The following is a 20,396-nucleotide window of genomic DNA, read 5'->3' on the forward strand; positions in this document are numbered from 1 at the left end:
ATTAACAACACGGGCTTAGGTTTACAAGAGAAAGTTGGATGTGGCTATAGCGGTTCACATGGATGAAAATCGTTTGGAGTAAAAGCGGCTCTTATATTATCGACAGAATGTCAATAGGCGTCAGTTAAATTCTAGCGATTGGGCGATGATGTATTAACAAAAGATGATAATGGCCGATATTATAATTGAGGTGCTAATTTATGAACAATGGGATGAAAGAGTATTCAATTATAGAGGAAATCGCCAAGAGCGGGCATCGCATTCATAGGATAAACAATTATTATTTGCACAGCAAATATGACCCGATACGCGAAGCTGCCCGATTTGCCGACCAGCATTACAAAAAGCATCATTTGCATATTTTATTTGGTATTGGGTCGGGGCATATTGCAAAAGCTTTAAGTGAAAAAATGAGTGAAGATGAGTTTTTAATCGTGATTGAACCATTAGATCAACTGATGGAAGAACAAATGAATAGTGAGTTAAAGCAGACAGCGATGATAGGGCTAAAACATGTAGATAACTTTCAACAGTTGTGTGACACGCTTTTAATGAAGAGATTTAACCAACGGGTACAAGTGGTTTGTTCGCCCAATTACGATAAATTGTTTTTAGACGATTACAATAAAGTATTAGCGATCGTTCATGATTTAGTCCATGTACAGAAAGTACATGAAAATACGGTCCGATTTTTTGCGGAAGAATGGCAGAGAAATTTTATTTTGAACTTATTTTACGCCTTTGACGATATTCCTTTCAAAGCATTGGAAGAATGTTTTGACGTTCCGGTTGTGGTTGCATCAGGTGGTCCATCTCTCACAAAACAAATACCGTTGCTAAAAAAAATACGAAAGCATGTGCTTTTAGTATCTTCAGGATCGACGATTAACACACTATTAAATTGCGGGCTTGAGCCTGATTTTGTTGTAACAATAGATGGTCACATAAATAACTATAAACATTTTGAATCGATAGAATTGAAAAGAACAAAAATGATTTATTCTTTATTACACCATGAGAAAATTTTAGAAAAAATCAATCAAAGGTCTATTTTTTTTGTACCAAGCGCTCCACCAGAACTAAAGTCGTATGCTGAAAAATTATTGCATAAAGAGGTTCCAGATATTTTCGGCGGGGCTTCTGTGGCCGTCTATGCCTTAAGTATGGCTTATCATATCTCTTCAGGACCTATTGCTCTTATCGGCCAGGATTTAGCTTATACCGACAACAAAACACATGCGGAATATAATAAAAATTTCCGAAAAGTCGATGAAACATACATGAAAGAACGAGGAATGTTCTATACCGAAGGATATGATGGTGGACAAGTGCTGACAGATTATCCTTTTCTCATGATGAAGCATAATTTTGAAAAGTTGCTACAAACCTTTCCACAATCTGAAAGAATTTATAATTGCACCGAAGGCGGAGCAAAGATTGCGGGATATCAGCAACTTTCGTTTCAAGAGTTTTGCGAACGGTATATAGATGCTGGAAAAACAACAGCAATGTTCGACGTGAATTTATATTCAAACCGAGATGTTCAAGAATGGCAAGAGTTTTTTAATCGAATTGAGAGCGAAATAAAATTGCACGATCAAGTGAAACGGCTTGCTGAAGAAGCGGTCTTGCTTTTGAAGCAGAACACTTCAAACAGAGCGTTTGATAAAAAAATTTTAAAAAGGCTAGATCAGATTGATGAGAAATTAAAACCAATGCTCGCTGAGGGAGGGATGGAATTAATTTCTAATCCGATTATTTTGGACGTATTTAATCATTATTTGCCGCATGAAAATGAAACAGAGCAAGAAGCGTATCAACGGGTATATGCCCGCTCTTTAGATTTATATTCTCGTTTGTGTAAAGCAGCCATTGATTCAAAAGGCTTTTTCATCGAACTAAAAGGGAAAGTTCAAAACAAAATTATGTCTATGGAGATAAAGAGGGAGAGCAATGACAAATCTTATTTATGAGACACAAGATAGCTTTTATGAATATATTGTTCGTGTTGCTCAAGGGGCAGAAACGATTGCTAGTGATTTGCGAGAAGACAGAATTGGCGAGGCGCTGCAGTTAATTGTGCAATTTAGCGAAGGAGTTTCTTGGCTTATACAGGTCATTTTATTAATGAGGGAAAACAACTACAGTATCAACATTAATCCAAGCGAAATGAATGAATTTTTAGTGGAAATCAATGATGGATTAGAGCGTCAGGATTATATTATTGTTGCCGATATGTTTGAGTATGAAATAAAACCATTTTTTGAAGAAGCAGCGAAGGAAAAATTTCATGAGATGAAGGAAGAGAAACATTGAATATTTTTGATTGTAATCTAGCAGCTATGAAAAATAAGCGATTACGTGAGAAGGTGCTTTGTTCTGTTCTGTCGCCTGTTACCATTGAAATTCATCCTTCCAAAAAAGGACCGCTCACGATGAGGATGAACGGGAATTATTTGTATAGCTGTTATGATCCTATTAAAGATGTCGAACGATTTATGGACTCACAAATAGAGGAAGAAGCGGAGATTTATTGCCTGTTTGGTTTCGGGCTAGGCTATCATGTACAATATTTGCTTCGAAAGGAACGGCACAAACGAGTGATTATGATCGAGCCATATGCCTCTGTCATTTGCAAAGCAGCTGAATGTATGGATTTATCGTTTATTTTTTCACATCCGAATGTGGAGATTTTTTGTCTGGAGCAAGGATCGCTGCCGATTGAGCTATGGAATGAAATAGCAAACGGACGGACTAGAACGGTTATATCAAATGCTTGGTTAAAAGCTTTACCCCAAGGCGATAAACTAAAGTCTTTACTGGAAGATATTAAAATACGGGATATGTCTTTTCAACGGTTTTCATTATTAATGGAAAAAAACTTTAAGAACAATGTTAAATGTGCTGATGAAAATGTTAGCCGATTGTTCTCAAAATTTAACGGTCAAAAAGCAATTCTTGTGTCGGCGGGTCCTTCATTGGATGACTCGGTACATTCTTTGAAAAAACTTAAGGGAAAATATTTTATGTTGTCTGTCGGTTCGGCGCTTCGGGTACTGAAAGCAAACGGTGTTGTGCCAGATGCTGTCATTATCACAGATCCGCAGGAGTTTGTTCGTAAACAATTAGACAATATGGAATTTGTCGGGCCTTTAATTTATTTATCGACTGCTTGCCACTCAGCTGTCTTTAATCATGAGGGGGTAAAGATTATCGCATTCCAGAAAGGCTATCCTCAAGCGGAATGTTATGCTGAAAAAGGCGATGTATCTTTAGTTGATACAGGGGGATCTGTTGCGACCACCGCTTTAGATATACTAATAAAAATGGGCTTTTCGGAAATTGTGCTCGTGGGTCAAGATTTGGCCTATAGCAAGGGTAAAAGTCATGCTTTACAATCGACTTCAGGAGTAAGTGTCGTGTCAGATGAAAGCTTACTATCCGCAATTGCAAATGACGGAACCATTGTAAAAACGACCACTATTTTGGCGGTATATAAAAGATGGTTCGAACGGAAAGTCTCCGAAACCAAACATGTCATTTTCAAAAACACAGCTGAGCAAGGAGCTGCTATTGAAGGAATTTCTTTTGTTCATATTTCCGACATCGTTGCTGAAGCAGAAAGTTGTTTAGAGTATGATTTTTGCAAAAAAATCATGGAAATAGTACAGGTCTAATGAAAGCTTACGACTATAATTAAAGGAGTTTACAAACATGAAGGTTTGGGCAGGGAAAACAGTTCTTATTACAGGCGGTACAGGATCATTTGGAAAAAAATTCGCTAAAAAAATACTAGAATATGATGTGAAGAAAGTTATTGTTTTTAGCAGGGATGAGCTTAAACAATACGAGATGGCACAGGAAGTAAACGATGCAAGAATTCGATTTTTCATCGGTGATGTCCGGGACAAAGAACGTCTATATCGGGCGTTTGATGGGGTGGACTATGTGGTTCATGCCGCTGCCATGAAGCAAGTGCCGGCTTGTGAATACAATCCATTTGAAGCGGTCAAAACGAATATTTATGGTGCTCAAAATATCATCGAAGCAGCCATTGACCGTGGTGTGAAACGGGTCATCGCATTAAGTACGGACAAAGCGGCCGCCCCCATTAATTTATATGGGGCTACCAAGCTCGCGTCGGATAAACTATTTGTGGCGGCCAATTCTTATGTTGGGGGAAAGGATACGCGGTTTGCCGTTGTTCGTTATGGAAATGTTGTGGGAAGCCGTGGCAGTGTTGTCCCGTTTTTTAAAAAAATGGCCGTTGAAGGGAAGAAGTTGCCGATTACAGACGAGCGGATGACCCGTTTTTGGATTACCTTGGATCAAGGAGTTCAATTTGTCATGCATTCGCTTGAAAGAATGAAGGGAGGAGAGATTTTCGTGCCCAAAATTCCAAGTATGCGGGTAGTAGACTTGGCAAAAGCGATTGCGCCCGATGCTGAAATTGAGATTGTCGGCATTCGTCCGGGAGAAAAACTGCATGAGTCGATGATTACAGAAGATGATGCTAGGCATACACTTGAATTTAATCATTATTTTGTCATTGCACCGGAGTTCCCGTGGTGTCCGCAGGAATATACCACCCATGGAAGAGGCTTGCCAGAGGGTTTTAAATATACAAGCGATACGAATACGGAGTGGCTCACAGTAGAAGAATTACGAGCATTGGTAAACAAATTGTAGTTAAATGGAGGTCCGTTATGGGTAATAGTGAACCCAATATCATATGCAAATCTTCAGTAATCGAAAGAGAAAAAAGATTAGAATTTGTAGATACCTTAAAAAATACACCAATACCTAATAACGAACTTTTGATGAATCTAGGATTATATCTGAATCGACAATTACTTAGTCGGATACTTTTTATGCATGAACTATATAAAAAAATAATCAATGTTCATGGAGTAATAATGGAGTTTGGTATTAGATGGGGACAAAATTTAGCATTATTTGAAGTGTTCAGGGGGATATATGAACCGTATAACTATACAAGAAAAATAATAGGCTTCGATACGCTTTCTGGGTTCCCTTCGGTTAACGAAAAAGATGGTCAAATTGTGAAAAAAGGTGATTACTCTGTAAGTGAAAATTACGAAGAGTATTTAAGGAAAGTATTGGATTATCATGAAAGCGAAAATCCAATTCCACATATTAAGAAATCTGAAATTATTAAGGGGGATGCCACCAAGACCATTTTCGAATATTTGAAAGCACATCCAGAGACGGTTATTGCATTTGCTTATTTTGACTTTGATTTATATGAACCGACAAAAGTGTGTTTGGAAGCAATTCGTGACCGATTAACTAAGGGAAGTATTATAGGGTTTGATGAGTTGAACCATCCACAGCTTCCAGGCGAAACATTGGCCGTAAAAGAGGTTTTAGGTCTGGATAAATATAAAATTCAAAGATCCCCTTTAAATCCTTATGTTTCTTATATTGTTATTGAATAGGTTGTTGCAACAAATATATCCGCAACTTGACACGGATAATTTGGGGTAACAAAGCTAAAGTAAAATATATCTCGGTATTGGTGCACATATTTTTGTAAATTAGTACGTTATTTCAGAAAAAAATCGGAAGGATTGTGCAGATATCATTTCTTCTATTGTATAGAAAAAACATCCATTGGCGGGAATGTGATCTCTACGGGCATGCTTTAGGGACATAAGCCTAACATATCTGTTGCTCCATGAAGGTCCGCACGCCTGATTTTGTAAGTATATTCTAGTGCTATATATCTGAGTACCAATTACTATTTAGGAATAGAAGAGAATAATTTTGTTTGATACAGTAGTGCTAAATAAATATGGCTTTTATTAATTAAGGAAAAAGCCAAGATCTTCAGAGTTAGAAGAGTATTACTCAAAAAAGTATTATCAGAAATCACATTTTTTGTATAGGTAGAATTATTCTAAAGAAGAAAGTAAATATTTTTATAACAGAAAGGAAGTACTAGCTAACTTTTGTAAGGCAGTAGGTTGGAGGACAGAATTATTACTAGCGGATTATCCAATTGATTTAAATTTGTTTAACGAAGTTCTAAATAAAAAAGTTGGAAAAATTGTTCATCAAAAAAGAGTAGCAATTGAAAATTTACTTCATGAAAATATCCATGGGTAATATGATTCGATTGTATAGTTTATTAGCTGAAATGGAGCTAGGTCGGAATATAGTTGGCTTCTTCCCGTCAGGATCCTAGTAATAGGTTCATATGATTACTGTATTTGATTTTATAGTGAGATAGCATTTCAGACTATTACTCATCTAAGTAAAGGTATAGCTGTGCAACAAAAATTGAGTTGGGGTAGTTTACGGTGTATATTGGATATATTTTTGATCTCGACGATACATTATATTGCGAACACGATTTTGTAACGTCAGGATTTCGCGCTGTAGCCAAAGAGCTCGCCTGCTATCGCTCGGACATGAGTGTCGGCGCCATTCAGGAAATGTTGATTGCCGAATGGAAAAAGAATGGACGAGGCAAGGTATTTAATGAAATATGTAAACGTTTGGATGTCGACATTGATATTGCGCACTTAGTCCATATTTATCGTACACATCATCCTGATATTTCTTTATATGAAGACGCAAAGGAATTCATCTCTTTTCTAAAAGAAAAAGGGAAAATACTCGGAATTATTACTGACGGACATTCAACAATGCAATGGACTAAGGTGGAGGCGCTGAATTTGGAGTCAATGTTTGACTATATTATCGTTACTGGTGATTTGGGTGATGAACATTGGAAGCCGAGCGAGACGCCGTATAGAAAAATGGTTGAATATTTAAATTTAGACTTTAAGGACTGCGTGTATATAGGAGACAATCCGCATAAAGACTTTATTACGGCGAGAAAGCTTGGGATGGGGACGATTCGAATTATTCGTAATATAGGAGATCACATGCGAACAAGGCTTGCAAAAGAATATGAGGCGGATCATGTGATTGATTCATTGTCAGAGCTGATGGATCGAGTAGAGTAAATAAGCTGGTGATGAGCAGTCACTGGCTCTTTTTTCTATTGAAAAAAAGGGGGAATACTTCTGAACGTACTCATAACAAGCATCTCCAAAAAAATCCCGTTATTGCAGGCTGTTCGAAGGGCGATGTTGAAACTTGATTCTTCGATGATATTGATCGGCGGAGACGTGAATCCAAATTGCATTGGGCGATATTTTGTCGATGAATTTTGGGAAATGCCGTCTTTGGAAGAGATGAAGGTAGCAGAACTGATTTCTTTCTGTAAAATGAAAAATATTCGTTTCGTGATTCCAACTCGGGACGGCGAACTCGCTTACTTCGCATCCCATCGACGAATATGTGAAGAACACGGAATTTTTGTTATGGTTTCCGAACGGGATACGATTGAAACGTGCTTAGATAAAATTCGGTTTTATGGAGTTTTAAAAGCTCATGGCTTTCCGGTGATACCGACGTCATTATCGGCTGAAACGCTCAACTGTCATTATTATGTAGTAAAAGAACGTTACGGGGCAGGCGCCAAAAGTATAGGGCTTCATTTGGCAAAACAGGAAGCTTTGTTGCATGCCGAACGGTTGGAGTCGCCCATTTTTCAGCCCTTTATTCAAGGCTGTGAGATGAGCGTTGACCTTTATATCACTCGAGCGGGAGAGGTTAAAGGCGCGATCGTGCGGAAGAGAGATTATGTTGTCAATGGAGAGTCGCAAATTACAACAACCTTGAAAAATGAGAAATTGGAACGGCTATGTATGGAAGTGGCTAGATACTTAAAATTATATGGCCACATTGTTATGCAGGTTATAATAGATGGTGAAGGAAAATTTCATTTTGTCGAGTGCAATAGCCGTTTTGGCGGTGCCTCAACGTTAAGTATAGAGGCCGGATTGGATAGCTTTTACTGGTTCTTCCTAGAATCGCAAGGCGTGAATCTAGAAAACTATCCTTTCACACGTTCACCCATTGAGAAAAGGCAGATTCGCTATCCAACGGATTTAGTAGTAGACATATAAAGGGGGGATGAATTTGAAGACGTTAATTATTATTCAAGCTCGCATGGGTTCATCAAGGCTGCCCGGAAAAGTATTGATGCCTCTCGGGGACAGCGTTGTATTAGACTACGTTGTTTCCAGATGCAAGCAAGTTCAACCTGTTGTCGATGTGATTGTGGCCACTTCTGTTCTTCCGCAAGATGATGCGATTGAGGCATGGTGCAAAGAGCACGGGGTTTCTTGCTTCCGTGGTTCAGAAGATGATGTATTGGCGCGTTATTATGAATGTGCTAGGTCTTATCAGCCTAATTACGTGATTCGTGTGACGGCGGATTGCCCTTTTGTCGATTATGAACTCGCAAATCAAATTGTTGAGAGAATGAACATGGATCCATCAGATATTGTAATCGTTGATGGCGATTTGCCGCGCGGATTGGTCATAGAAATGATTTCTTTTTCAGCGCTTAAGTATATATACCATCATGGGAAAGAGCCGCGCCATCGCGAACATGTGACGTATTATGCCTATGAATTCCCCGATGAGTTTCATCATACATATGTTCAGGCGCCGCGGGAAATTCAACAGCCGCAGCTGCGCATTACGTTGGACACCGAAGAAGATTATCAGTTATGTAAAGCAATAGCCGATTATTTTAAAGGCGATAACCTGATAAGCGCTAGACAGGTTGTGAAATTTTTATTAGAGAATCCCGCCATCTCCAAACTAAATGCTCATATCCAGCAAAAGCCGGTAGTATAAAACCATGTCGTTTTTCTATAGGCAGAAATCTTATAGGGGGATTGGAGAATGGCTATGAACATTTTATTCCGAGTCGATTCATCTTCTGAAATAGGCACCGGCCATGTGATGCGATGTTTGACGCTGGCACAAATGTTGAAAGAGGCGGGATGCACTGTCAGTTTTGCGATGAAGGTGTGTCCAGGCGATTTGTGTGATTATGTGGAAAGCCAAGGATTTTCTATATTTCGTCTATTTTACGATTCTTCTTTGACACAGGCGGCCGATGCGCAAGGCACCATTGAAATTATTAGATCATTTAAGAATCCTGTTGATTGGTGCGTTGTTGATCATTATCAACTGGATCAGACCTGGGAGACCATCGTTAAAGCATATGTCAAAAAAGTCATGGTGATTGACGATTTGGCCAACCGTCCCCACGATTGTCATTTATTGCTCGACCAAAATTACTATAAGACATTTCAAAAGCGTTATGATGGGCTTGTGTCTGAAAGTTGCGGTTTATTTTTGGGACCGCAATATATGATCTTAAGACCTGAATTTTATAAAGCAAAAGAATCTTTGAGAAATCGTAACGGTCACATACAACGATTGCTTGTTTTTTTCGGAGGAAGTGATCCGACGAACGAAACAGAAAAAGTATTGCATGCTTTAAAGGAGCTTCAATTTCATCCTTTGCAGGTTGATGTTGTCGTTGGCAAGGCGAATCCAAGGCATGCGTACATTGGGGAGATGTGCGCTCAAATGGGGATTCGTTATCATTGCCAAATTGATTATCTTGCCAAGCTAATGGCGCAAGCGGATTTTTCGCTCGGAGCCGGGGGTGTCACGATGTGGGAACGGTGCTTTCTCGGCCTTCCTTCCGCTGTGACGGTGGTGGCGGAAAATCAAAGGCAATCAACAGAAGATGCCGCAGAGTACGGAGCGGTTTGGAATTTAGGCTGGCATGGCGATATAAAAGTGTCGGATTATGCCGATATATTAAATAGAGCGCTTTCATCGCCCGATACACTTATGCACATGAGCCAAAAAGCATTACGGCTGATGGGAAATGGGCGAGGATATGCTGTTCATCCAGTTGTTCAAGCTATTTTGGAGGGATGACATCTTGGTTAAAGAGATTAAAATTGGTAACCGCCTAATTGGGCGACATCATAAACCATTCATCATCGCGGAAATGTCAGGAAACCATAACCAATCGTTGAACAGAGCGTTGAAAATTGTTGATCTTGCTGCGCAGGCTGGTGTCGATGCCGTTAAGCTACAAACATACACGCCCGATACAATGACTTTGGATATTCATACAGGGGAATTTTTTATTGAGAGCGAAACAAACCTTTGGAAAGGACAATCATTATATAACCTTTATAAAGAAGCGTATACTCCTTGGGAATGGCATGAAGCAATTTTTGAGCGTTGCCAAAAGCATGGATTGCTTGCGTTTAGTTCTCCGTTTGATGAGACGGCCGTTGATTTTTTAGAGACGTTAAATGTTCCAGCTTATAAAATTGCTTCTTTTGAGAATGTCGATATTCCATTAATCAAAAAAGTGGCAGCTACAGGGAAGCCGGTGATTATCTCTACAGGAATGGCGACAGTTGGCGAACTTTACGAAGCTGTCACGGCTGTCCGCTCACAAGGAAATGACCAAGTGATTTTATTGAAATGTACAAGCACCTATCCAGCGACGCCAGAAAACTCCAATGTTGCGACGATTCCCCATATGCGCGAGCTGTTTGGTGTTGAAGTGGGGTTGTCTGACCATACGATGGGAGTTGGAACGGCGGTCGCGGCTGTGGCGCTTGGGGCCACGGTGGTTGAAAAGCATTTTACCATTTCCCGTGCAGAAGGCGGAGTGGATGCGGCTTTCTCTCTAGAGCCGCATGAGATGAAGATGCTCGTTGAAGAGACGGAACGAGCATGGCTTAGTTTGGGAACGATTCATTACGGTCCGACTAATGCGGAAAAGCCTTCACTTGAACATCGCCGTTCTCTTTATATCACAGAAGATTTAAAAGCTGGTGATGTGATTACTAAAAAGAATATTCGCGCGATTCGCCCTGGTCACGGATTGACGCCAAAATATTATGAATTGGTTCTTGGTAAAACGGTCAAAAGAGATGTGAAAAAAGGAACGCCATTAAGCTGGGATATTCTTTTATAAGGTGTAGGTGGACAAATGAAAAAAAGAGAATCTTTCCTTTCGTATGGACAGCAATGGATTACTGAAGAAGATATTGAAAGTGTTGTAGCCGTTTTAAAGTCACCTTTTTTAACGCAAGGACCGAAAATTCAGGAGTTTGAACAAAAGGTGGCTGATTACGTCGGAACCAAATATGCTGTTGCGTTCTGTAACGGAACGGCGGCTCTTCATGGGGCTTGTTTTGCGGCGGGGATTCGTGAAGGCGACGAAGTCATCACTTCCCCTATTACATTTGCGGCTACTGCTAATGCCGTTTTGTATTGTGGAGGGAAGCCCGTCTTTGCGGATATTGATGAGCGGACATACAATATAGATCCAGATGAAATAAGGAAACACATTACACCAAATACGAAGGCGATTATACCGGTTGATTTTGCTGGACAGCCAGCGGATATGGATGCCATTATGGAGATCGCCAGAGAACACGATTTAATTGTCATTGAAGATGGCGCTCACTCCCTTGGCGCCGAATATAAAGGGCGCAAGGTCGGCACGCTTGCAGATATGACAATGTTTAGCTTTCATCCTGTCAAACCGGTTACAACGGCAGAAGGAGGGGTCATTGTAACCAATTCAGAAGAGTATTATGAGAAATTGAAACGGTTTCGTTCACACGGCATTATTAATCAGAATTTGTCAAAAGATGAGGGACCTTGGTATTACGAAATGGTAGATTTAGGATATAACTACCGGATGACCGATCTACAAGCAGCGTTAGGAATTTCACAGTTGAATAAATTGAATAATTTTATTGAAAGACGCCGCGAAATCGCTCACTTGTATAATGAAGCATTGAAAACAATAGATGCCGTTATTCTACCTTATCAGCTTGAAGGGGTTAGATCGGGTTGGCATTTATATATGCTCCAATTAAAGTTGGATAAGCTCAAGAGAAGCCGAAAAGCCATCTTTGATCGTCTGCGTGCAGAAAATATTGGAGTTCATGTGCATTATATCCCGGTATATTGGCACCCTTATTATCAGAAGCTAGGATATACGAGGAGGATGTGTTCTAAAGCAGAGCAATTTTATGAACAAGCGTTAACATTGCCGATTTTTCCAAAAATGACGAATGAAGATATCAATGATGTGATCAAAGCTGTAAGAAGAAATTTAATGATAGAAAAATGAAAATCAATTACAATATATCGTATCAGATAACATGAAGAAAGCATAAAAAGATAAGCTTCTAAAAAAATGAAAGTTCGATCAAACATTCAAAAGGAGGAACTCTGTGTAAACCTTTTTTCTCTTAGCAGTGGTAGAGAAGTAACCGGGTTGTTTACGCGTTTTCTCATAGTAAAGGCGCTCTCAAAAAGCGCCTTTACTATTTGCTATGATAATAATTTTAGTATCTCCTCCGTATTACGATTGACATGAGAAATGAGCAAATAATCACCTTGCTGCCGGATGGATCCGCTTATGTAGTTCATCATTTCACGAGCAACATTAGTGTCTCTGAGCAGAGATTCCGATGTAGTTAGGTTCACTTCTTTTAACATGGCATTGTTTAAATGATGTTCAATGGCTTCATAGTCGGAACCGATATTAGTTAAATGGAAAGTTAAGTTTTTCAATGCTTTGTCCACTTTGGTAATAAGCTGTTCAGCGTCCGCTCTTGTTAGTAAATTAGCTCCATTAATTCCAATATTTTCTGTATCCATCTTCACCATGTCGACTGAGATGATTTGTCCCGGGTTTGCTCCAACTTGTAGAATGAGTGGCCGATTTTCGCCAAGGATTTTTTGGGTATTAAATTCAAGTTTGCTAGCCGTATCATCGATTGCTTGCAACAACTGCTCTAATTCCTGCTGGCTTGCATTATGGTCATCTGCATTTAGCGTATCACTAGCATTTTGTACAGCCAGTTCCCGAATTCTTTGCAAAAGATGGCTAACATTCATCAATCCTTCTTCGGCAGATTTTAGAACGGAAAGCCCATCTTGCATATTTCGTTGTGATTGTGATAATCCCCTGATTTGTGCCCTTAGTGTTTCGGAAATGCTTAATCCTGCAGCGTTATCGCTCGATTGCTGAATACTTAATCCGGAGGCCAGTTTGTCTAAAATTTTAGAAAGGCTTGTGATATTGCTTTGATAACGATGAATGGAAAAAGCAATCATGGAATGATTTTGTATTTGCATATACTCACCTCCCCCTCTACTTGTACATTTTTTATATCGACATTTTTTTAACAAAACTAAATACATCTCTTTAAAGATTCTTAATGTCACCGATATAAAAAGTAAAGAAAGTGATCTAGGAGGAAATAGGAATGAAAATCATAAATTCATCGTCAGTCAGAGACATTTCGATATTAAAGTCTTCTAATGAAAGCGAGTCTTTGACGATGGAAAAAGTGATGATAGAACCAGCAGGACAGGACGAGGATACGAGAATATCAAAAGAAAGGTTAGAAGAAATTGCAGGAAAACTAAATGAATTTTTAGGAGATCACAATCGTTCTATTAAATTTGTTTTGCATGATGAACTTAAGGAATATTATGTGCAAATCATTAATTCTGAAACGAAAGAAGTTGTCAAAGAAATTCCTCCTAAGAAATTGCTCGATGCTTTTTATACGATGAAGAAGTTTTTGGGAATGGTTATTGATGAGAAAATTTAAAAGGAGACGATAGAAATGTCAACCATGAGAATTGGCGGATTAGCCAGCGGCATGGATATTGATCAGCTTGTAGGAGATTTAATGAAAGCGGAAAGAATCCCTCTTGATAAATTATATCAGCAAAAACAAACCTTCGAATGGCAACGTGATGCCTATCGTGATGTGAATAAAAAGTTAGCTGACTTCGATACGTATTTATTTAATAACTTTGGTTTGGTAAGTAGCGTTTATCAAAAAAGTACCACATCTTCTAATGAACAGGCGGTAGCTGTAAAAGCGTCAGGTTCAGCCTATGATGCAACGAATACGATAAGCGTCTCTAGACTTGCTAAAGCTGCTTCAGGTGTGTCCCAAGCAGTTGCAGGTGCGAAATCTAATACAACTCTAGGGGAAAAAGGTCTAACTGCTGATACTACGATTACGATTGCTGCCCTCCAAGCTGATGGAACGTATAGAGAAGAAGCGGTCACGTTTAAGCCGACTGATACATTTGCAGATGTAGCTAAAAAACTAAATCAGTCTGGGTTAAATATTAATGCTATTTTTGACGATGGCTCAGGAAAATTGGGCATCTCTACTCGAACAACAGGAACCGTTGATACGACCACTATCGATAAAGCGGAAGTTTATGTAAAATCAGCCACTGGAGATGATATTTTCTCCACTATTTTTGGATTTGGTACAGGCAACGATCAAGATGGCAACCCTGATGTTACGGCACTAGCGAATGGCGGTCAAAATGCTAAGTTTACTCTAAATGGATTAGAAATGGAAAGGCAAACAAACACGTTTACCATCAATGGAATCCAATATACATTGAAATCAGAGACGACGACACCGGTTATTATTACATCACAAACAGATGTTGATGGAATGATCGCAAAGATAGAGGATTTTGTAAATAAATATAATGAACTGATTAGTTCCCTAAACGATAAAATCCGTGAAAAGCGTTACCGGGATTATCCGCCGCTTACAGACGAACAGAAAAAGGATATGACCGAAAAACAAATTGAGTTATGGGAAGAAAAAGCAAAGAGCGGATTACTGCGTAATGATTCGATTATTTCTAATGGATTATCGCAAATGAGACGTGATTTGTATAGCAAGGTTGATGGTATTGGCACGAATGTGATTGACACGATTTCTGAATTGGGGATTACAACTACAAATGAAATTACAAATGGCGGTCAACTTGTTATAGATCGTGATAAACTAAGAGCAACATTAGAAAATGATCCAGATAAAGTTGTGAAAATATTGACACAAAGTGGTCAAGTGACAAAAGATGCAAGTGGTCAAGTGGTTTCCGATACACGAGGCATTGTCCAGCGTCTTCGTGATTCTATAAAAGGAATGACGCAAAATATTGAGAAAAAAGCTGGGAAACCTACTTTGACTGAAAATCAATATTCAATAGGTGTACAATTGAAGGATGTTGAAAATCGAATTTCTGATTTTCAGCGGCGTTTAGAAGATATTGAAGCTAGATATTGGAAGCAATTTACTGCTATGGAGCAGGCTGTGCAAAAAGCAAATCAACAATCGGCGTTTTTGATGGGACAATTTGGAGGAAATTAAATAATAAAGAGGGTGCTAGTACGTGGTTAACCAACAACTCCACCAGATATATCAGCAAAATAGTGTAAGTACTGCTTCGCCAGGTGAATTAACATTGATGCTTTACAATGGTTGTTTGAAGTTTTTAAACAAAGGGAAACAAGCAATCAAAGAGAACAATATTCAGGAGAGAAATATCAATTTACAAAAGGCGCAAAGAATTATTCAGGAGCTTATGGTAACACTGGATCAGAAATATGAGGTGGCTCATCAGATGATGGCCATGTATGAATATATGAATCGTCGCTTGGTTGAAGCAAACGTTACAAATAATATTGCCATTGTGGAAGAAGTAGAAGGATTTATGACAGAATTCCGTGATGTATGGAAGGAAGTTATTCGATTAAATCGTCAAAAGCAATTTAAAGGAGATCAAGCCTAATGGATTTAGTAGAACAGCTTATGTCATGCTCTAAAAAATTGCTGGCTGTTCTTGAAAATCCAAATAGTGATCGTGACCAGCAAGTGGATAAAGTAGTGGAATTGTTAAACGAAAGAGAAGAAATCATTGTTAGATTGAAGGGACAAACTGATGCGAAGTTGAAAAAGCGTCCACAAATAATGGAAATTTTACAAATGGAACAAGATATTCAGAAAAAAATTCATCATTTATACGAACAAATAAAAAATGATTTAAAGAGATGGAATGGACAGAAGCGTTTGCAGAATGCGTATAATAGACCCTTTTCTCATGTTGAAACATATGATGGACGTTTTTACGATAAAAGAAAATAAAATTTAACTAAATTTACATTTATTGGATTATTTTGGGATTTCTCTCACCATTACGAACGCACACAAGGCGACGCGGTGCTAGCCGATCTTTTTACCGCGCTTGGCCGCATTCATGATGTCAACGAGCGACTGCTCTCCCGCTTTTTTGCGGAGAATGCCGCCATCATGACGGAGATCCGCCGGTTTTCCGCTGTTGAGGACGAGGCATGGAAGCTGGATGGAAAGCTGCAGGATGCCAATGTGAAGCAGCAGCTTGTCGAGACGCGCTTAGCTCCTGCGTTTGAAGCGTGGAAAGCCAGCATGCTGACGCATTTGCGCCCATATGTGGAGCAATAATTGATGCTTTTGCTACGTGAAACCATCGAAGGAGCAGTGGAGAAAGCGATCAGTGCGGAAGCACCGTTCTGTAATGTCAGCATGCCTTTTGGGCAAGCAGGCCGCAGAAAAGATGAATCCATCTGTACTAAACCGTTCTCTAGCTGAGTGGAGGGCGGTTTTTTATTTGCATGGAATCAGAGTGCGCTTTTTCAAACAAGGCTGGCATAAAGGGGCGAGCATAAGAGTAAATATTACCATAATATCCATTTGATTTTTCACAAAATTTTCAAAAAATATTCGACGTTTGAAGAAGGATTTTGTAGGGGATTGTAGAACTATACACATAACCCTTTATTAAAGGAGGCTTTTGCACATATGAAGTACAACATTCGCGGTGAGAATCTGGAAGTTACGCAAGCCTTAAAAGACTACGCTGAGAAAAAGCTCGGCAAATTGGAACGCTATTTTGACGCAACGGAAGAAGTGATAGTCAATGTGAACTTAAAAGTATATAACGATAGACAAGCGAAAGTAGAGGTGACGATCCCGATGCCGCAACTGGTGCTGCGCGCAGAGGAGCGGCATGAGGATATGTATGCGGCGCTTGATTTGGTGACAGACAAATTGGAGCGGCAGATTCGGAAGCACAAGACGAAAGTGAACCGAAAATGGCGCGAAAAAGAAGCGAAGCATGTATTTGCCGGCAACGATGTTCCGGTGGCAGCTGAACCAGCAGAGGAAGAGGAATGGGATTTTGAGCTCGTGCGCACCAAACGGTTTAGCTTGAAGCCGATGGACAGCGAGGAAGCGATTTTACAAATGAATATGCTCGGCCATAGCTTTTTCGTCTTTACCAACGCGGAGACGAACCGCACCAACATTGTCTACCGCCGCAAAGACGGAAGATACGGTTTAATTGAAGCGAATTAATCTTCATCCCCTGCCTTTTGAAGGCGGGGGATGTTATAATGTATTAGGAGGAAGGAGGTGAGTAAAAGATGGAAGAGATGTTAAAGCAAATTTTGCTTAAATTGGATAAGATGGAAACAAATGCGGAACAATTTCAAGAAGAAGTTCGCCAGCGATTGGATCAAGTGGACAAGCGTTTTGCGCAAATGGATGAGCGGTTTGCCCAAATCGACGAACGCTTCTCCCAAATCGATGAACGCTTCGCCAATCTGGAAGCTCGTTTAGACCATCTGGAGAGTGAGATGGCAGAAGTGAAAGAGCGCCTCGGTCACCTTGAAAGCGACATGGTTGAGGTGAAACAACGGCTTGAGCAGGTCGAAGGGAAGATAGGCAAGGTAAAAGAAGCGGTGTTCCCCCAAGAACCTCAAGTCGCTGACGATGTGTATGCGCTGTTGAAAAACATCCATAAGAAAATCGAGGAAAAAGGGTTTGAAATCTATGCGCTCAACAAACGGCTGTTGCATGTCGAAGGAGCGATTGAACAAATCCAATCGCAAACGTAACGAGCGGTTCCAGCTAGAAGGCTGGCTTTTCTTTTTTCCCTCCTCTCTTCTCCATCGATCCCCGCGTTTGAGTTGTCACCTATTCCTGTAAATGATATCATGTAAATTAGTGATTCTATCTGAATAAGGGGCGTTATATATGCTAGGAGTATTAAAAAAGGTGTTTGATTCAAATAAACGCCAGATTCAACGCTTGGAAAAAATTGCAGAGCAGGTGGATGCGCTCAGTGCCGATATGGCCAAGCTTTCTGATGAAGAGCTGCGCCAAAAAACGGAGCAGTTTAAAGCGCGCTACCAGCAAGGCGAGTCGCTTGATGATTTGTTGGTCGAAGCTTTTGCGGTTGTGCGCGAGGGAGCGAAGCGCGTCCTTGGGCTCTATCCATATAAAGTGCAAATTATGGGCGGTGTTGTGCTTCATGAGGGCAATATCGCCGAGATGAAAACAGGGGAAGGGAAAACGCTGACGGCCACGATGCCGGTCTATTTGAACGCGTTGACAGGAAAAGGCGTTCATGTCGTGACGGTCAACGAATATTTGGCCAGCCGCGACGCGACGGAAATGGGCCGTCTGTATGAGTTTTTAGGCTTAACGGTCGGTTTGAATTTGACAGGCATGTCGCGCGAGGAGAAGCAGGCCGCGTACCAAGCGGATATTACGTATGGAACGAACAATGAATTCGGCTTCGATTATTTGCGCGATAACATGGTGCTCTACAAGGAGCATATGGTGCAGCGTCCGCTTCATTTTGCCGTGATTGACGAGGTCGACTCGATTTTAATCGATGAGGCGCGAACGCCGCTTATTATCTCTGGTACCGCGCAAAAGTCGACGAAGCTGTACATTCAGGCGAACGCGTTTGTTCGTACGCTCAAGCGGGATACGGACTACACGTATGATGAAAAAACAAAAAGCGTGCAGCTGACAGAAGAAGGGATTACGAAAGCGGAGCGCGCGTTTGGCATCGATAACTTATTTGACTTAAAGCATGTGACGCTGAACCATCACATTAATCAGGCGTTAAAAGCGCATGTGACGATGCAGCGCGATGTCGATTATGTCGTGGAAGAAGGAAAGGTCGTCATCGTCGACCCGTTCACAGGCCGTTTAATGAGAGGCCGGCGTTATAGCGACGGCTTGCATCAAGCGATCGAAGCGAAGGAAGGTCTGGAGATTCAAAACGAATCGATGACGTTGGCGACGATTACGTTCCAAAACTATTTCCGCATGTATGAAAAATTAGCGGGAATGACAGGAACAGCGAAGACAGAGGAAGAAGAATTCCGCAACATTTACAATATGCAGGTGGTTGTCATTCCAACCAATAAACCGGTCATTCGCGAAGATCGCCCGGATTTAATTTATAAAACGATGGAAGGCAAATTCCACGCGGTCGTCGAGGATATTGCCGAGCGCCATGCGAAGGGGCAGCCGGTGCTTGTCGGTACGGTTGCAATCGAGACCTCTGAGCTGATTTCAAGCATGCTGAAGAAACGAGGCATTCCGCATAATGTGCTGAACGCGAAAAACCATGCAAAAGAGGCGGAGATTATTGCGCAAGCTGGACAAAAAGGCGCGGTGACGATCGCCACGAACATGGCAGGGCGCGGAACGGACATTAAGCTTGGCGAAGGGGTGACCGATCTTGGCGGATTGGCGGTCATCGGTACGGAACGGCACGAAAGCCGCCGGATTGATAACCAGCTGCGCGGACGTTCAGGACGTCAAGGAGATCCTGGAGTATCGCAATTTTACTTGTCATTGGAAGACGAGTTGATGCGCCGCTTCGGCTCGGAAAATTTAATGGCGATGATGGATCGCTTCGGCATGGACGATTCCCAGCCGATTCAAAGCAAAATGGTGACAAGAGCGGTTGAGTCGGCGCAGAAACGCGTGGAGGGCAATAACTTTGACGCGCGGAAGCAGCTGTTGCAATATGATGATGTATTGCGCGAGCAGCGGGAAATTATTTACCGCCAGCGCTTTGAGGTGCTGGATTCCGAAAATCTGCGCAGCATTGTTGAAAAGATGATCCAATCGATCATCGAACGAGTGGTGACGACGCACGCGCCAAGCGAAGAGCTTCCGGAAGATTGGGATTTGAAAGGCATTTTGGATTACGTCCATGCCAACCTGCTTCCAGAGGGAGATGTGGCCGTCAGCGATTTGCGCGGCAAAGAACCGGAAGAAATGATCGAAGTGATTTGGCAAAAGGTCAAAGCGCGCTATGATGAAAAAGAACAGCAAATCGATCCGGAGCAAATGCGCGAATTTGAGCGCGTGATCGTGCTTCGCGCGGTCGATATGAAGTGGATGGATCATATTGATGCGATGGAGCAGTTGCGACAAGGCATTCATCTGCGGGCATATGGACAAATCGATCCGCTTCGCGAATATCAAATGGAAGGCTATGCGATGTTTGACGCCATGATTGCTTCCATTGAAGAAGAAGTGGCAAAATATATCATGAAAGCGGAAATCCACAGCAACCTTGAGCGCCAAGAAGTGGCAAAGGGAGAAGCCGTTCATCCAAAAGAAGATGAAGGGGAAGTGAAGCGCAAGCCGGTTCGCAAAGCGGTGGACATTGGCCGCAATGATCCGTGCATTTGCGGAAGCGGCAAGAAATATAAAAACTGCTGCGGGAAAAACGCGTAAATCAAAGTGAGGGGGCAGCCTCTCGCT

At 41.0% G+C, this 20,396-nt stretch carries 21 protein-coding genes; 20 read left to right on the forward strand and 1 reads right to left on the reverse strand.

The genetic code is table 11. The features are described from left to right. The first annotated feature begins 200 nt into the window (after positions 1-200). From GGQ95_RS14150 to pseC, 11 genes are all read left to right on the forward strand, one after another. Complete coding sequence (locus tag GGQ95_RS14150; protein ID WP_183187001.1) at positions 201-1,973, forward strand: motility associated factor glycosyltransferase family protein; 1,773 nt, start codon at positions 201-203, stop codon at positions 1,971-1,973. Continuing rightward, positions 1,954-2,316 (forward strand): DUF8042 domain-containing protein, encoded by a 363-nt coding sequence (locus GGQ95_RS14155; protein WP_183187002.1) that lies wholly within the window; start codon positions 1,954-1,956, stop codon positions 2,314-2,316. Before GGQ95_RS14150 ends, GGQ95_RS14155 begins: the two co-directional genes overlap by 20 nt. A gap of 26 nt (positions 2,317-2,342) precedes the next feature. Then, the gene (locus GGQ95_RS14160; protein ID WP_506913889.1) at positions 2,343-3,677 is read left to right on the forward strand and encodes a motility associated factor glycosyltransferase family protein; all 1,335 of its coding nucleotides are present in this window, start codon (positions 2,343-2,345) and stop codon (positions 3,675-3,677) included. Between the two features lie 37 nt (positions 3,678-3,714). Continuing rightward, positions 3,715-4,689: a UDP-N-acetylglucosamine 4,6-dehydratase (inverting) gene (gene pseB / locus GGQ95_RS14165; RefSeq protein WP_183187004.1), complete on the forward strand. Its 975-nt coding sequence runs from the start codon at positions 3,715-3,717 to the stop codon at positions 4,687-4,689. A 17-nt stretch (positions 4,690-4,706) separates the two neighbouring features. After that, a complete protein-coding gene (locus GGQ95_RS14170) occupies positions 4,707-5,459 on the forward strand; it encodes a crotonobetainyl-CoA--carnitine CoA-transferase (RefSeq protein WP_183187005.1) in 753 nt (250 codons plus the stop codon). Between the two features lie 864 nt (positions 5,460-6,323). Continuing rightward, the gene (locus GGQ95_RS14175; RefSeq protein WP_183187006.1) at positions 6,324-6,995 is read left to right on the forward strand and encodes an HAD family hydrolase; all 672 of its coding nucleotides are present in this window, start codon (positions 6,324-6,326) and stop codon (positions 6,993-6,995) included. 72 nt (positions 6,996-7,067) lie between these two features. Beyond that, on the forward strand, positions 7,068-8,003 hold the full coding sequence (locus tag GGQ95_RS14180) for an ATP-grasp domain-containing protein (protein WP_376768715.1): 936 nt from the start codon (positions 7,068-7,070) through the stop codon (positions 8,001-8,003). 13 nt (positions 8,004-8,016) lie between these two features. Continuing rightward, complete coding sequence (locus tag GGQ95_RS14185) at positions 8,017-8,742, forward strand: cytidylyltransferase domain-containing protein (RefSeq protein ID WP_183187008.1); 726 nt, start codon at positions 8,017-8,019, stop codon at positions 8,740-8,742. 48 nt (positions 8,743-8,790) lie between these two features. After that, on the forward strand, positions 8,791-9,846 hold the full coding sequence (pseG, locus tag GGQ95_RS14190) for a UDP-2,4-diacetamido-2,4,6-trideoxy-beta-L-altropyranose hydrolase (RefSeq protein ID WP_244963752.1): 1,056 nt from the start codon (positions 8,791-8,793) through the stop codon (positions 9,844-9,846). Positions 9,847-9,850: 4 nt separating this feature from the next. After that, positions 9,851-10,906, forward strand: a complete 1,056-nt coding sequence (pseI, locus tag GGQ95_RS14195; RefSeq protein WP_280528798.1) for a pseudaminic acid synthase — start codon at positions 9,851-9,853, stop codon at positions 10,904-10,906. 15 nt (positions 10,907-10,921) lie between these two features. After that, positions 10,922-12,076 carry a UDP-4-amino-4,6-dideoxy-N-acetyl-beta-L-altrosamine transaminase gene (gene pseC, locus GGQ95_RS14200; RefSeq protein WP_183187010.1) on the forward strand — a complete coding sequence of 385 codons (1,155 nt, stop codon included), beginning with the start codon at positions 10,922-10,924 and terminating at the stop codon, positions 12,074-12,076. A gap of 203 nt (positions 12,077-12,279) precedes the next feature. Here pseC and GGQ95_RS14205 read toward each other — a convergent pair whose 3' ends face one another. Beyond that, complete coding sequence (locus GGQ95_RS14205) at positions 12,280-13,089, reverse strand: flagellin N-terminal helical domain-containing protein (RefSeq protein WP_183187011.1); 810 nt, start codon at positions 13,087-13,089, stop codon at positions 12,280-12,282. 131 nt (positions 13,090-13,220) lie between these two features. Between GGQ95_RS14205 and flaG the strand changes: the two genes are divergently transcribed. From flaG to secA, 9 genes are all read left to right on the forward strand, one after another. Beyond that, a complete protein-coding gene (flaG, locus tag GGQ95_RS14210; protein WP_044746272.1) occupies positions 13,221-13,571 on the forward strand; it encodes a flagellar protein FlaG in 351 nt (116 codons plus the stop codon). Between the two features lie 15 nt (positions 13,572-13,586). Next, on the forward strand, positions 13,587-15,152 hold the full coding sequence (locus GGQ95_RS14215; RefSeq protein ID WP_183187012.1) for a flagellar hook-associated protein 2: 1,566 nt from the start codon (positions 13,587-13,589) through the stop codon (positions 15,150-15,152). 22 nt (positions 15,153-15,174) lie between these two features. Then, complete coding sequence (gene fliS, locus GGQ95_RS14220; RefSeq protein ID WP_044746270.1) at positions 15,175-15,573, forward strand: flagellar export chaperone FliS; 399 nt, start codon at positions 15,175-15,177, stop codon at positions 15,571-15,573. Beyond that, on the forward strand, positions 15,573-15,926 hold the full coding sequence (locus tag GGQ95_RS14225) for a flagellar protein FliT (RefSeq protein ID WP_044746269.1): 354 nt from the start codon (positions 15,573-15,575) through the stop codon (positions 15,924-15,926). The genes fliS and GGQ95_RS14225 overlap by 1 nt, the downstream gene beginning before the upstream one ends. Before the next feature lie 21 nt (positions 15,927-15,947). Continuing rightward, a complete protein-coding gene (locus GGQ95_RS14230; RefSeq protein ID WP_506913890.1) occupies positions 15,948-16,262 on the forward strand; it encodes a DUF8042 domain-containing protein in 315 nt (104 codons plus the stop codon). 3 nt (positions 16,263-16,265) lie between these two features. Next, positions 16,266-16,409, forward strand: coding sequence for a hypothetical protein (locus GGQ95_RS14235; protein ID WP_183187014.1), 144 nt, complete (start codon positions 16,266-16,268; stop codon positions 16,407-16,409). Positions 16,410-16,619: 210 nt separating this feature from the next. Further along, a complete protein-coding gene (gene hpf, locus GGQ95_RS14240) occupies positions 16,620-17,174 on the forward strand; it encodes a ribosome hibernation-promoting factor, HPF/YfiA family (protein ID WP_183187015.1) in 555 nt (184 codons plus the stop codon). Positions 17,175-17,242: 68 nt separating this feature from the next. Then, a complete protein-coding gene (locus tag GGQ95_RS14245; RefSeq protein WP_183187016.1) occupies positions 17,243-17,716 on the forward strand; it encodes a V-type ATP synthase subunit I domain-containing protein in 474 nt (157 codons plus the stop codon). Between the two features lie 139 nt (positions 17,717-17,855). Then, positions 17,856-20,369: a preprotein translocase subunit SecA gene (gene secA, locus GGQ95_RS14250; protein WP_183187017.1), complete on the forward strand. Its 2,514-nt coding sequence runs from the start codon at positions 17,856-17,858 to the stop codon at positions 20,367-20,369. Positions 20,370-20,396: the final 27 nt, after the last annotated feature.

Origin of the sequence: Anoxybacteroides rupiense (assembly GCF_014196195.1) — a bacterium.
In the GTDB taxonomy this organism is placed as follows: Bacteria; Bacillota; Bacilli; order Bacillales; family Anoxybacillaceae; genus Anoxybacteroides; species Anoxybacteroides rupiense.